The organism is Psychroflexus torquis ATCC 700755 (assembly GCF_000153485.2).
GTDB classification, from domain to species: domain Bacteria; phylum Bacteroidota; class Bacteroidia; order Flavobacteriales; family Flavobacteriaceae; genus Psychroflexus; species Psychroflexus torquis.
In genome coordinates this window covers 1,225,437-1,239,635 of sequence record NC_018721.1, presented here as the reverse complement: position 1 = coordinate 1,239,635, position 14,199 = coordinate 1,225,437, and the positions used below count along the sequence as shown (strand labels likewise).

Here is a 14,199-nt window from a genome sequence, read left to right as displayed (position 1 = left end):
ATAATCGGTGACTCTAAACTGCAAATTCGAAACAATAATTGACCTATCGCTACCGGATCATATAGAAACCTCGATATAATCATTTGTATTTAAACCTACTTTGATGTTTAAAGGAAGTTGAAGGGCCTGATTATTGGATACAGAACCTATATTAGCTTAGGTTATGCATTCAATAATAGTTCGGTTTTCAGCTATACCAATTGAAGAAAGTATAATTGTTACTTGGTGCCTTAGAGAGTAAAACTTTTGAAACCTTGTCGATTATGAGATCTACGCTAGTGAACGTAAATCTATTATCACTTACCGCAAAGTATTATTGTCTAACTGCGGTTGTTGTTTGCAAAATCTTATAAAAGATACCATTGATTCGTAATGACGTCCGCGTTCCATTTGCCTGAAAGCACATTGAACCAGCTGCTCTTATAGTTGATCCTATTAACTAATTCTCTAAGTTTTTTTAGTTGAAATCATTTTATACCAAATAAATTTTAATATGGCAATAAATCGTTTTACCGATACGAATTCATCACAGGCTTTTTTCGCTTACTTTTTATCAAAAATAATTACCGTTACTAAGGCTATGCTAGTTATATTTAACTTCAATAAACCAAAAAAATCTGTGCTGAGCCTCGTCGTAGTACAATTCATTTTATTCATACGACATTATAAATTTAATTTGGTTGGAGTTTATAACATATAAATGGATATTTTGATGAATTTTGTTACCAGCTCAAGAAGTCTAGAACTAAGAAAACTATCTTTCACAACCTTATTTGTAGACTGATGGATGAACTCAAAAATATATCATTCCATATTAATATGTGCTTAAATATCAACCTTAATTAATCTTCTTAAATTTAAGTGATCTAGAAAAGCTTTAAATTTTAGAAGTGAATTCTTCCACAATTTTTATAATATTTTCTTTATATTATCCATAAAAGCAGCCATATGGATCTTCTTTTATAATGTCGATCATCTTTTCTAAATGAGTTGATTTTGGAAATGGTTCGTAAAGTTTCCATCTTCCGCTTGCACGCATCCAATATAGATTCCATTCTTGTCTTGACTTGTAAAATCTAATTTTAGCAAATTCCATGTGTTGAATTTCTTTCGGGTTGTCCCAAAAAGGTCGAATTTCATAAAGTATTGCAATTTTCCCATCATAAGAATACCCCAAATCGAGTTGTTCACGAATAACAGATCCTCTGGTTTTAAAGATTCTACATACTTTTTAATACTATTTTCGTTGATGTCGATTGTTGTATTTTTCATTCAGTTCATAGATTAGCAAGGTCTAATTTTTAAAAAAAAAGCTGAACCTAAGGGCTTAATCTGGATACCTAATGCTTGTGAATTTATAAGTAAGAGTATATTAGTATTTTATATATATTGTTCTTTTTCACATTAGCTTACTTTTTTGCGGGTATTTGGTGCATGGCATGCTCTGCAATAGCAGTTATGGATAAGGAGGGATTTACTCCTGGATTTGCAGAAATCATAGCCCCATCAATCACATAAAGGTTCTGATAGTTAAAAACTTTATTGTCCTTATCGATTACCCCAGAAGAAGGATTCTTTCCCATAACGGCTCCCCCTAAAATATGTGCTGTAGACGGTATACCCGCCAATGTTTCTAAAGAAAAAGAGGTGCTCACTCCGTTTATCGCTTTGCGGTAAGCTTTAACCAGTTTTATAGATTCTGGGATAAAAGGTGTAGGAGCCTTTCCTGAACTAACGGTTGAAGTCATCTGCCCCAGAGCGTTTCGTTTAAATTTTAAGGTACTGTCCAGAGTTTGCATAAAAAGTAAAACAACTGTGTTCTTGGCCCAACCGTTCACAAAATAAATCTTGAAATAATCAATGGGATGTTTTAAGAGTTTTATGAAAATTTTAAACAGACGCGATACTACATTTGATCCCGTCACGTATGGTAAATGAGCTAGCTTCCAAGCATCGGAGCCTTCACCATATCTGCAAATTTCGAGATGACTGTTTTCATCAGTGTCTAGGATACTTCCTATGGCAACCCCTTTCGAATAGTTTTTGTCTTTGTCCAGTCCGGTAACACTTACTAGGGTTTCATTGTTACTTCGGATATCTTCACCCAGTTTATCTGATAAATTAGGCAGGGATTTCTTTTTAAGTTTTAGCAGTAATTTTACTGTACCCAAAACTCCTCCTGAGAATATTACCCCTTTAGTTTTTAGTGTCTTGCGTTTGCTGAATAATTTTGTGCTGCTTTTTAAAAAGACGTTATACCCTTGAGAATCGTCTTTAGTGGCAACAGGTTGAACATCATAAACTTCATTTTCGGCCAGTATTTCTGCACCGTTTTTTTGAGCGAAGTAGAGGTAGTTTTTATCGAGTGTGTTTTTTGCATTATGTCTACAACCCGTCATACAAGCTCCACAAAAATTACACCCAGAGCGTTCCGGCCCTTGGCCATTAAAATAGGGGTCTTTTTGGGTTTGACCGGGTTTTCCGAAAAATACGGCAACACGAGTTGGGGCAAATTTCTTCTTGATGTCTAAGTTTTCGGCTACCTTTTGGAGACCCAAATCTCCGTCAAACAATTCTGGATTTTTTGTAGCTCCCAACATTCTTAAGGCTTCATCGTAATAAGGCTTCAATTCACTTTCCCAATCCTTTAAGTCCTTCCAGCTTCCAGAATTGAAAAAAGCAGATTTAGGGGTAGGTAAAGTGTTGGCGTAAACCAAGGAGCCTCCTCCAACGCCAGTACCAGAAATTATGGCGATATGTTTGAAAACGGAAAGTTTCATAATACCAAAAAACCTTAAAAAGGGTATCCATAGCCACTTTCTAAAGTTCCAGTTGGTTTTGGGGAAATCTTTGGCTTCGTACCATTTGCCTTTCTCAATGACTAAAACCTTATATCCCTTTTCAGATAATCGCAAAGCACTAACCGAACCTCCGAAACCACTACCTATGATAATATAATCGTACTCCATATTTTTTTTAGTGAAGGATTTACTTAAACTCTATCTGTGTTTAAATTTTTTCTCTTTGCTTTCTAGTAAATAAAAAGAATAAAAACACATGACCAGTTGAAAATACCATTTAAAAAGCTAATAAAACTGATTTATTCCTTTCTCAAGTCACTACAACTCCTAAAAATGTATTTACACCACCTTAACATTTAAATGTCGGATAAAATAAGTTTCTTTTTCACTTATTAATCGTCATAAAATAGAACCGTAACTATGGCTATGCTTATATTTTTTTCCTCAACTAAGTAAAAAACCTGTGCTGAGCTACGTCGTAGTATAATTCAAAATTTTAAAGCAACATTTAAAAACTAAATTGGTATTAAACCTATTCCGCTACATATGGCTGTGTTCCTTACTCCATTGCTAGATTCTTAGCTATAATATTTTAAAGGAACAACAAATAGTAAGATTAGCGTTAACTTAATTTTATTCATTTTGATTTTGAGTCGATTTTAGGGGTTTAAGATTCATTTTTTTAATACAATATACTTACTTAAGTTGGAGATGAGTATATCATTTAACTCTTTCTCATTTCCTTTACGGGTTTTGGTAAACAGCAACCCAAAGGCAGGGTATTTATTAAAGTCGAATGTTCTGTTGACTAGTATGTGTTCCAAATCTTGCTGGAGCTTATCAAAGTCAAAATAAGAAATTTCTGAAGCCTGAAATCCCGAAGTGTTGTCTAATAAAACAAGGCTATAAATTTCTCCCTTATCATTTTTAAAAACCTCCTCCCAATCTGGCTTTTTATTTTGAATGAAGTAGCGGTAGGAATTAAATTTAAACGCATACCACGAAAGATCGCCAGTTGTGCACCAGCCTCCAAAGCGTAAGGGGTTTATTTCTATAGGCATTATAATGCCTTCTTCATTAATTCTGACTTCTAGATGTAGAGGGAAATTTTTTAAATTTGCCTTTTCACCTATGGGTTTTAAAAAGATTTCAAGGCTTTCTTTGTAGTTGCGAATAATGCTTTGAGAGGTGGAGTAGACCCGGTCACCAACATCGGTGCTGGAAGAAAACTTATGATGGAGAATATTTAAAATAACGACTTCTCCGTCGGCATTAAAATAGGCATCTACAGCAAATTCTTCTCCTTCCAAATAGTCTTCAACAATAAAGGTAGACGCATCCATAACTTCTTTAGGGTAAATGCTTTTAAGATTCTCTACGGTTAACTCCTTTTGAGCTGCATACCAATCTGATTTGTTCTGAACAATATGCACGCCAATACTAAAGAAGCCCAAGGAAGGCTTAATTACAAAGGGCAGTTGCAAGTCATCAATAGCCAAAGTTTGGATTTCGTCTATTTTAATTTTCCTAAACAAGAAATCTGGAAACAAGTCTTGAGTTAGCTCTCTAAATTTGAGCTTATCTTTAAACAGTTGCATCTGGCCAGGGAGTGGAGTTGCTTTTAAATGTTTGAAAACCCAGGCTAAAGAATTCTCAGAATTGGTATAGACCAGAGGATTTACAGTGTTTACGATTTTATGAGTAGCTTCTTTTTCAGAAATCCAATTTAAAGAATCATCAGTAATCAATGACTTTGCTTCTGGAGTAGAAACAATTTCAAAACTATACTCTTTAATCGTTTTGAGTAGAAAATCTGAAACATAGGGGTGGTCTATCAATATCATTCTTTATCGAGTCTAGTCTGTTTTTATGAGAGTCTTTTCAAAACCTAAATTTAGACGCTATAAAATTAAGGGGCATCAAAAAACAGCAGTTTTTTTTATGAAAGCGGTCTACATCCTAGCTACTGCATCCTAACTAGGGCTTGCTGATTTTCTTATAATTATAATCTATTAAATTAAGCATCAGTGTTTTACTCATTAAAATACACGTTTTTTTCTTGCGTAATTGCATGGTTTTTCGTATCTTTTACTCATAAACCTATGCGGTTATGATAAAATATACGCCTTCTAATCAGTTAAGTTTATCCGAGTTTTCACATCCCTTCGAACAAGAATTGTTATCTGATAATCGCTGGGTAAAATTAGCACAACTCATCCCTTGGGATGCTTTGGCAAAGGTATATTCCAATAAACTCAATGCACGTAATGGTAGAGAGAGTATTGATGTCCGCATGGTTATAGGTGCAATTATTGTAAAGCATAAGATAGGTCTAAACGATAGAGAGACCGTTGCTATGATTAGCGAAAACATTTACTTGCAATATTTTTGTGGATTAAAGTGTTTTCAAACCAAACCCCCTTTTCATCCCACTGTACTTGTAGCTATTCGTAAACGAATGGGGGCAGTAAATTTTGACTCTTGGAATACTCTAATCATTGAAAAGGCAGATAGCTTGTAGCGATGAAGTCACCGAAACAAAGTCATCTTTAGAGCCGGCTATCGTTTTAAAAGCAAAGGGTATTTTATTGTTAAATTGAGTGTTCCAGTCGTTTCTTAATTTTATAATAAAGTCACTCTTACTACTCAAATCTTTTACTTGAGTATTCCAAAACCTAAACCAATATGCCTTATCTAAACCGTTACTAGGCGTTCCAAAAAGAAGCAAATGGGAAATTTTATGTTTATCAGGACCCGATAAATCTAAAATGGTACGTTGCACAGCAAGGCCTCCCATACTATGAGCAACAAAGGCCACCCTATCATAATGCCCAAATTGATGTTGTAGTAATGTCTTTAAGTAAAAAGAAATCTTTGTTATATCTGGATTTACAGACCATAAGCCTTTTCCTATACTTGGAAAAATATCTGAACTATGACCTATACTAAAAACATCCCACCCATCAAATTCTGGATTGCTTAAAATGATTTCTGGCGTACGTCCAAAAGTCTCTGCAGCATCACCTGAAAAACCATGAACAAATAAAACAATGTTGTTATACTCTTTTTGAGACCGATAGTTTATAAGCTGCCCGATATGCTTCCCTGTGGCAGAATCTTTAAAGCTATGAGCCACTTTTTCACCTACTTCAAAAGCATGTTTTTTTGCTATATCTAATAGCGCTCCCGTAATTATTGTTGATAATGGCATACTGAAATGATTAAAAGGTGACGTTAATGTTTCTAATTTTATCTTTTTGTTCATTGTAAGAACTCATGGCAAAAGTGTTGTTTTTCGTAATTGCCATTTTTGAAGGCACAGTTTTTAATTCGAGTTCTATAGAAGAATTGGTAAGTGATATGTATCTATCTAATGGTACTTATACTTAGTAATACCAAATTATATTTATAATGCCGTATGAATAAATTGAATTATTTTTTGATTGATTGAAATCAAAAATAACTAGCATAGCCTTAGCTACGGTAATTATTTTTGATGAAAAGCAGGTGAAAAAGAAACGATTTATTGCGACATTATAGGTCTAAATTGGTATAAGTCATTGGAGACATTAATGAAGAGATTACTTCTTTCGTAGTGGAAGAAACCACTATCAGTAGTGTACAACCAATAATCGACACCTTTAAGAAGGTAGAGAAACAGTAATGCTTTAGAAATAGCATAGGTTCTCATAGTTGATCGGTATATGGAATTAAACTCTTTGGCTTAACACGGCTATTTTTACTCTTCAGAATTGATAAATTGACTGGATAGGTTCTGGTTAATCAGGTAACCTAATGTAATCTCGATTTTTATTATTTCTAGTACGTTGGCATACTTCATAACCTTCTCGACTGCCTTCGTCATTGGTATTTCCTTCAATTGTTCTAAAAACCTCACCATGTCCTGAAAAGCCAAATCCAGTATGTGTCCAGTCGGTTGAAGTTTTCCTGTTCAAAAATAACCAGCATTCAGGCATATCTTCCCACTTGATCTTCTCCTTAATAATGTCTGTTCCTTTTACAAACAAGCCCTCTTTTATAGCCTGATTGGCAAGATTATCACACGAAAAGGAGCCCTTAATAGGCATTTTACGTCCAAGACTTGCATACGCTTGCTCCATAACAAACGTAACAAAACCTGCACACCATGGCCATTGGTTACCCTCATTGCCATTCATATACATCCTAACCCAAGGACCACTATTTTGCCCACCTATTTCCACTGGATGTGCTTTAAGATGTTGTTTTGCAAAATTCAAGACATTTTGTGGAGCAGTGGTGCCTTCTATTGGATGCAAATCTGTTAAAACATCTGTCATAGGTTTAACCAACGCCTCCCAAGTTATTTGGTTTACGATTCCAGTTTCATTAATCTTATTCTCCTTTTGAAAATCTCTTACACAAAGTTCAGTAGCCGGACCAAAATCACCATCTGTTGAGGTTTTAAAATCATGAAAAGAAAGCCACTCTTGAACGCGTTTTGCTTTCGGCCCACGCCGTCCTCTTTTTATGTCTCCGGGATAAGTTATTTCTTTTTTTACAGAGGATGGGTAGTAAGGGTAGTTTTCCATACAGTTTATTTTTAGTTGGTAAATTTCAGGAGCTCATTGATTAAATTTTAATAACAAAAAAATTATAATTAAATATACATAAATATTCAATTACTCAAAGACTTATTATTTTGACAGAAACAGTGATGCTTCATAAAATACAAAACAGGTTGACTTTATTTTTTAACTATTAAACTTGCACTGATTTCAGCAATAAATGGAATAAAGTTATCTAACTAGAAGTTGAAATTTTACAGATTTTTGAGAAAAAATTTAATTTGGATTTATTTAAATCTAACCTCACTTGTCTGTTCTCGTAAATTCTTATTCTTTCATGGGTTCTGCCCAGTCTGAGTTTCTCATAAAAACAGTATACTGAACATATGGCTTACCTTTATCTGTCATTTCGAATAGATCTGTTACTGGAAGGAATTGTATCGTTTTATTTAACCTTATAGAATTACCATATGGGGTGTCTTCACCGTCCATTTTTATTAAGGACTTTTGGTTTTCTGGAGTCATTCTTTTAAAATCCTTTATTCCAACTATATACATAAAGAGCATGTTATCTGCGGAAATTGGCATTTTAGTATAGGGTCCATCATCGCTCATGAATTCAGGTAACTGGTTACTTGGCATCACCATATAGCTGTCGTTCATCATCATATTAATTGACAATATTTCATCATCAAGATATAAACCTGACTGCCTAATTTTAGATGCCAGGGGTTGTTTGCCATTTATTCCATATTGAAATACGTGATACAAACCAAAATAACCATACAATTTTGATTCTTCAAGATGATATGCCTTGTGTATTTTACTAAAATTCTGGAACATAACCTCTTCTCTGTTTATCTTGTCTTCAATGTATAATACGTTGGTTTTTATGTGGGAAAGGATAAACAAGGTGTCAGGGACTTTACTATATATATCGTTGAGTTCCTCAATTAAATCACCAATAGATTTATCTTCTATATCATCCTTCTTTTTGGAGGTACTATTTGGATAGAGTTTTTTTAGGTAAACTTTTAATAGATCACCGTCTTGTATTCTATCTATTCCAATAAATTTAAATTTATCGTTTTCAGGAAGTTGTTCGTAGTAATTTTGTAATTCAACGTATTTATTAAAATAGTCTTTGTTATTCCGACCTTGAATAACGACCCACTTTTTTAATACCTGTTTAAGCATATTCTCATCACCACTTATAAGAAAATCGTTGAGTAGACTTGCTTGTACAAAATCGACTTCAGCTATATAGTGATTAACATTATGATTTTCATGTAGATATTTGAAAAAATCAACGTCAAATTTTGCAGGCGCATCAAATCCGTGAATCTCACCGACCAAAATCAGCTGCTTTTTTTTGATATCTTTACCTAAAGCCTCATAAGTAAAATTTGATTCCAAAGGTATGGTTTCACTATTTTCAGATAAATATTTTATATACTTTCCACCTGTTGAATATTCCCATAGATGAAATCCACCATAGGATAATGTTGCAAGCAGTAGTAAGCCTACTAGGATCCTAAATGACCATTTAAAAAAATTTCTTATCATTTCTTTTTTTATTTAATTAAGAATACTCCAATTAGTGCATAAATTTAACAGAATATTTAAGTATTAAACTCAAGTTTCGCACCTAATCAATTTCACTTAACACCTTGATGATTAAAGCTATGGGTATTTGTTAGAAACCCATAACTCTCAATATCCTCTATTATTTTGGATGTAATAAGTTCAATATCAATTGATTCTACTAGTTTTTCCAAATTGGTTAAAATTAAGTTGACAACTGCCAATATTCTGATATTCAGCTTATTTTCAATATAATCCTGTTTTAAATCTTTAAATAATCCGCCTATGGTTTCATAAGCCTCCATTCTGTACCGAATACTTGTGAGCAGATATTGGGTCATTGCAATTGTTATTTGTGCAATCTGGACATCAAAATTGGTAGACTGACACTTTCCAAGACCAAAGAGCTGCTTGGCTTCTTTAAAAAAGACTTCAATTGACCATCGAATACTATATACTTCAATTGCTTTTACAAATTTGAGTGATGTATCAGTGGTTATTAAGGTGTGCCATTTGCCGTTCTTCCCACGCTTCGAAATAAAGAGAGCAACCTTGAGCCCATCAATTTCAGCTATGTAATGATGGTAGTAGTAATTGAATTTACGACAGCGCTTGGGCTTTGCTTTCTGTTTTTTAAGTTGTGCTAAAGTTTTGACCTTTGATCTGACTTCAATTTTACTATTGTATTTATACATCCCAATAATATGGGTCGAACTGCAAATACTTCGTAACTTTTTAAGTAATCCCACACTTGTAAACCAGGTATCTATTAAAATATAGTCTACAGGAATTTTACGCTTTACAACCCTGGAAAACATTTGCACTACTACGTCTGTTTCTTTTATTGAGTTCCCTATACCTCTTTGCCGCAACTGTTTTACTACATCTTGGTGTCTCTTTTGGGCGTTACGCTGCTTTGCGGTTAGACCATATTTTAATCTTGATGTTTTGCTCTCACGGTGCAGACTAAAATCAATGGGGATAAAAACACTTCCATTCCAATACCCAGCCACAAGTAGCTTGAAACCTAAATAGTAGGTCTTTGACACATGGTTGTAGATCTTTGAGACTCCTTCAATAGTCTTTCCTGTTTTTGAAAGATCAGTATCATCAAAGATCAAGCATCTTGTAGGGTCTGCTGAGGGGGTGAAGAGTTCATCTTTCAATAGATATTGCTTTACAAACTGGGCCAAAAAAGCTCTCCAATTAATTTTTTGATTTGCCAAGATTCGATAGTATGAATCTTTTCCACATTTATTAAGTTCTGGATCTTTGTCAGTTGTAAGTCCATAAATAGAATTAATTCCAATAAGGGGCAAAATCAAGAGTGTAGCGATCAAATCCTCAAATGAAAAACCCGCCTTTTTGCACCAACTGAATTGTTTTTTTATTCTATTGAAGCCTAAAATATTTAGATGTGCCCGTAAATAGTCTGAATTAAACCAAACCTTATTAAACTTCCCTTTTATTTCTTGAACTTTTGCAATATATTCGTGTTGTAGCATGTTTTGTACTTTGTGTTTAGTTACTTAAAGATACAGTAAAACCAGGGGTTTCCCTTGGTTTTCATGCTATTTTTTTCCAATTAAACCCTGTGAATAATGGGTGCGAAACTTGAGTATTAAATATAATTAAAAAAGAATACTAAATGAAAAACTCTGTCAAGGGAATAGAAAATTATAAGATTATTTTTCATTCGCCTATATCTCTTCTGGGGTATCGACGGTCAAGTCTGACTTTACCTCGCCAGTATGTTTTGTGGTTTTAGGCTCAAATAGAAGAATCCATACTTCCTCTTTGGTAACAGGCCTATGCTCTTCTCCTTTTGGAACCACTATAAGCTCGCCTTCGTTTACGTCTACTTTTCTATCTCGAAACTCCATTACCAATTTTCCTTTAAGGACATAGAAGAGCTCATCCTCCTCTTTATGGTCGTGCCATACAAACTCCCCCTGGATTTTAGCAAGCTTCACTTGCTGCCCATTTAATTCTGCAATGACTTTTGGGGTCCAGAGTTCATCGATTAACTCCAGTTTGTCCTTTATGTTGATGGCTTTTATCATTTCTTTTTTTTAGATTCCTAAAAAAGCTTTTTATTTGGCTAAACAAATTTAATTTTTTAAAAATAATCTCACTCCTTTACATAGAGTATCGATATACAATCGAACCAGCTAACCTCGACGGATAGAGACCTTCATTTAAGGTCTTTACACCAATGTTCATTTAAATAAAAACCCCAGCATTTTAATTAAAATGCTGGGGTTTTCTATGCTTGACTTAATTTAAAGCTTGACCTCTTTAATACTCTCCTTTTCTTTCTTTTCGTAGTTAAAAAGATAGTCAATATCCAATTCTTTAACCCTACCTAGTTTACCAAGTGCATCAAAATCCAAATCCTTTCTGTTACCTATCACAGCTACATTATAGTCTTGACCTTTAATGTTTTCATCGAAGAATGTTTTTAGGTCATCAAAGGTCATTTTTTCGATGGTCTTGTACATTTCCTCTCGGTAATCATTGGTTATCCCTCTTTTCTTTAGGCCTTCAAACGTCCAGAAAATATCTGACTTTGTAATGCGTTCAGCAGCAATTTGCTTTAAGGTAGCTTTTTTGGCTTGGTTAAATTGTTCTTCCGCTTCAGGCATGTCGTTCATCAATTCCATCATAGCATCTACAGCTTGTTCTAGCTTGTTGGCTTGTGTGCCTACATACGCCATGGTGTAATCTGGCTCTCCTTCTTTAGATGCCATTCTATAGCCTGCATAAGCAGAATAAGCCAAAGACTTAGATTCTCTTATCTCCTGAAAAACAATAGAAGATAAACCACTTCCAAAGTAGGTATTGAATAATCTAGAAGCCGCCATTTTTTCTTCATTAAAAGTATCTCCTTTAGAAATGAGCATGATTTCACTTTGGACCATATCATAGTCTACAAAATAAACATTACCTCCTGTATCTAGGTTTTGGTACTCCATTTCCTCAGGATAATCCAACAAAGTCTCAGGTACTATATGGTGTGCATCTAAAGATGCAACAGCAGCATCCACATCGTTTCCATAATAAAATACGCGTTGTTTGTACGCCCGCAAATCTTTCATTTTATCTACCAATTCGGCAGGATCAAATGCTTTTAGTTCTGCTTCAGAATAGATGTTTCGCAGTCTAGAATTTTCACCATATTGGGCATAGTTCATCATTCCATTTCTAAATATAAAACCTTTTTGAGTTTTTGCATCTTGTCTTCCTTTCAGAATGCTTTCTACATATTTGTCGTAAGCTTCTTGGTTAGGCTTTGCATTGTCCCAAAGGTTCTCTAATAAGACTAAACCTGAATCAAGATTTTCTTTTAAGCCAGAAATACCTACGTAAGTTTTATCATTAGATGAAAATACATTGTAGTTTATTCCAATTTTATAAAATTCTTGTTTTAGCTCTTCTGGTGTATATTTATCGGTTCCCAAATAATCTAAATAACCAGCAGCAAGTGACACCATTCTGTCATTATCTTGACCCATATCAAAAATGATATTCAAATTAAAAATATCATTGTTTGGATTTTTAATATAGGAAACTCCAATGTTATTCTTGGTTTTTGTTTCCAATATCGCTGTTTTATAGTCTATATATTGTGGTTCTAAATTTGGAGATTCAACGTCATTGAAAGTTTTCAAGAAGGCAGACTCTTTATCTCTATTCAATTCTATTGGAGTGATGCCAGGGTTTTCAACTTTAACTATAGAAGTATCTTCTCCTTTTAACTTATGTACCTCTACATAATTGTCTCCATAAAATTCGTTGGCAAATTTTACAATATCTTCTTTGCTAATTCCTTTCATTCTGTCTAGCATTTCCAATCTACTATTCCAGTTTTGAAAGCCAATAAAGGCCTCTAAATAAGAGTAAGCTGTAGAAGAAGCATTTTCGTATTGTCTGATTTGTGATAATCTTAAATCGTTGACAACCGCATCAAGCAACCAATCTTCAAATTCTCCTTTTTTAATTTTTTCTATTTGCTCCAATAGTAAATCGCTTACTTCATCTAAGGTTTGATTCTCTTTTGGGCTCCCATAAAGAAGATGGAATCCATAGTCATTATCAAAATTGGTATAAGAAGATGCGTTTTGTACGACTTGCTTCTGATTCAAATTTAAATCGATAAGTCCAGCTTGAGAATTGGCTAGCATATAATCTACAAGCGTAAGTAAAACCTCTTGTTCAGAACCTTTCCCTTCAGCTCTAAATGCTAAGTAAACAGACTCCGATGTAGGGCCATAGACTTCTTTTTTTACTGGTGCTGTAAGTGGAGCTAATTTTTCAAAAGTTGGATGCGTTACTTCTTTGCGTTCATAATCTCCAAAAGCATCATTCACTTTTTGGATGGTAGCATCAAAATCTAAGTCTCCTACCAAAATTACCGCCATATTGTTAGGAACATAATACTTATCAAAATAAGCATTAATAGCTTCCATAGATGGATTTTTTAAGTGTTCAGAAATTCCAATGGTAGATTGAGTTCCGTAGGGATGTGTAGGAAAAAGTCCTTCTAAGGTAGCGAAGTATTGCTTTCTGCCATCGCTATCTTGACCTCTGTTGAATTCTTCATAAACAGCTTCCAATTCGGTGTGAAACAAGCGTAAAACCAATTTACTAAAACGCTCGCTTTCTACGGTTAACCATTTTTCCAACTCATTTGATGGTATTTTGTTGACATAAACCGTTTGCTCGTTCGATGTAAAAGCGTTGGTTCCCTCAGCACCTAAAGAGTTCACCATTTTATCATATTCATTGGCTATGGTTAATTTCGAAGCTTCATAAGAAACAGAATCTATTTGCTTGTAGATTATTTTTTTCTTCTCAGGATCTTGTTCTTTTTTATGTGCTTCGTATAAATCTGAAATTTCTGCAAGTAATTTAGATTCAGCTTTATAATCTGAAGTGCCTATGTCATCTGTTCCTTTAAAGACCATGTGCTCTAGGTAATGGGCAAGTCCAGTATTATCGGCGGGGTCGTAGGTAGATCCAGCTCTTACAGCTATTAAGGTTTGAATTTTGGGATCTTCTTCATTCTTTCCAAGGTAGACTTTTAAACCATTATCCAAGGTGTAGAGTCTTAATCCTGAAGGGTCATTTTCTGCCATTTCATAGCTAAAGCCATTGGCGTCTTCTTGTGTTTTAATGGGATAGCCTTCTTCTGTTGAATTTTGTGTACAACTACTTAAAAGGGCAAGGCTTAGAATAAAAACATACTGCTTAACATATTTCATAAG

General features: G+C 34.2%; 9 protein-coding genes and 2 pseudogenes. 2 read left to right on the top strand and 9 right to left on the bottom strand.

Annotation, left to right across the window (positions count from 1 at the left end):
- Window positions 1-693: 693 nt before the first annotated feature.
- Window positions 694-829 (top strand): annotated as a pseudogene (locus tag P700755_RS20580) (IS1595 family transposase); the annotation flags it as partial.
- A 99-nt stretch (window positions 830-928) separates the two neighbouring features.
- Here P700755_RS20580 and P700755_RS21445 read toward each other — a convergent pair.
- The 3 genes from P700755_RS21445 to P700755_RS05480 form a co-directional block, all read right to left on the bottom strand.
- The gene (locus tag P700755_RS21445; protein ID WP_483474993.1) at window positions 929-1,177 is read right to left on the bottom strand and encodes a DUF3024 domain-containing protein; all 249 of its coding nucleotides are present in this window, start codon (window positions 1,175-1,177) and stop codon (window positions 929-931) included.
- 232 nt (window positions 1,178-1,409) lie between these two features.
- Window positions 1,410-2,969: a GMC oxidoreductase gene (locus P700755_RS05485; RefSeq protein WP_015023740.1), complete on the bottom strand. Its 1,560-nt coding sequence runs from the start codon at window positions 2,967-2,969 to the stop codon at window positions 1,410-1,412.
- Window positions 2,970-3,475: 506 nt separating this feature from the next.
- Window positions 3,476-4,645 (bottom strand): ATP-grasp domain-containing protein, encoded by a 1,170-nt coding sequence (locus P700755_RS05480; RefSeq protein ID WP_015023739.1) that lies wholly within the window; start codon window positions 4,643-4,645, stop codon window positions 3,476-3,478.
- Window positions 4,646-4,911: 266 nt separating this feature from the next.
- Here P700755_RS05480 and P700755_RS05475 point away from each other — a divergent pair.
- A pseudogene (locus P700755_RS05475) lies at window positions 4,912-5,319 on the top strand (IS5 family transposase); the annotation flags it as partial.
- Here the strand turns inward: P700755_RS05475 and P700755_RS05470 are convergent.
- From P700755_RS05470 to P700755_RS05445, 6 genes are all read right to left on the bottom strand, one after another.
- Complete coding sequence (locus P700755_RS05470; RefSeq protein ID WP_157609254.1) at window positions 5,293-6,012, bottom strand: alpha/beta fold hydrolase; 720 nt, start codon at window positions 6,010-6,012, stop codon at window positions 5,293-5,295. The pseudogene P700755_RS05475 and the gene P700755_RS05470 overlap by 27 nt on opposite strands.
- A 568-nt stretch (window positions 6,013-6,580) precedes the next feature.
- A complete protein-coding gene (locus P700755_RS05465) occupies window positions 6,581-7,372 on the bottom strand; it encodes a peptidoglycan-binding domain-containing protein (protein WP_015023736.1) in 792 nt (263 codons plus the stop codon).
- 303 nt (window positions 7,373-7,675) lie between these two features.
- Complete coding sequence (locus tag P700755_RS05460; RefSeq protein WP_015023735.1) at window positions 7,676-8,914, bottom strand: TraB/GumN family protein; 1,239 nt, start codon at window positions 8,912-8,914, stop codon at window positions 7,676-7,678.
- A 92-nt stretch (window positions 8,915-9,006) separates the two neighbouring features.
- Window positions 9,007-10,437 (bottom strand): IS4 family transposase, encoded by a 1,431-nt coding sequence (locus P700755_RS05455; protein ID WP_015023734.1) that lies wholly within the window; start codon window positions 10,435-10,437, stop codon window positions 9,007-9,009.
- A 195-nt stretch (window positions 10,438-10,632) separates the two neighbouring features.
- Window positions 10,633-10,995 (bottom strand): cupin domain-containing protein, encoded by a 363-nt coding sequence (locus tag P700755_RS05450; protein ID WP_015023733.1) that lies wholly within the window; start codon window positions 10,993-10,995, stop codon window positions 10,633-10,635.
- Between the two features lie 219 nt (window positions 10,996-11,214).
- Window positions 11,215-14,196, bottom strand: a complete 2,982-nt coding sequence (locus P700755_RS05445; protein ID WP_015023732.1) for a M16 family metallopeptidase — start codon at window positions 14,194-14,196, stop codon at window positions 11,215-11,217.
- Window positions 14,197-14,199 lie beyond the last annotated feature (3 nt).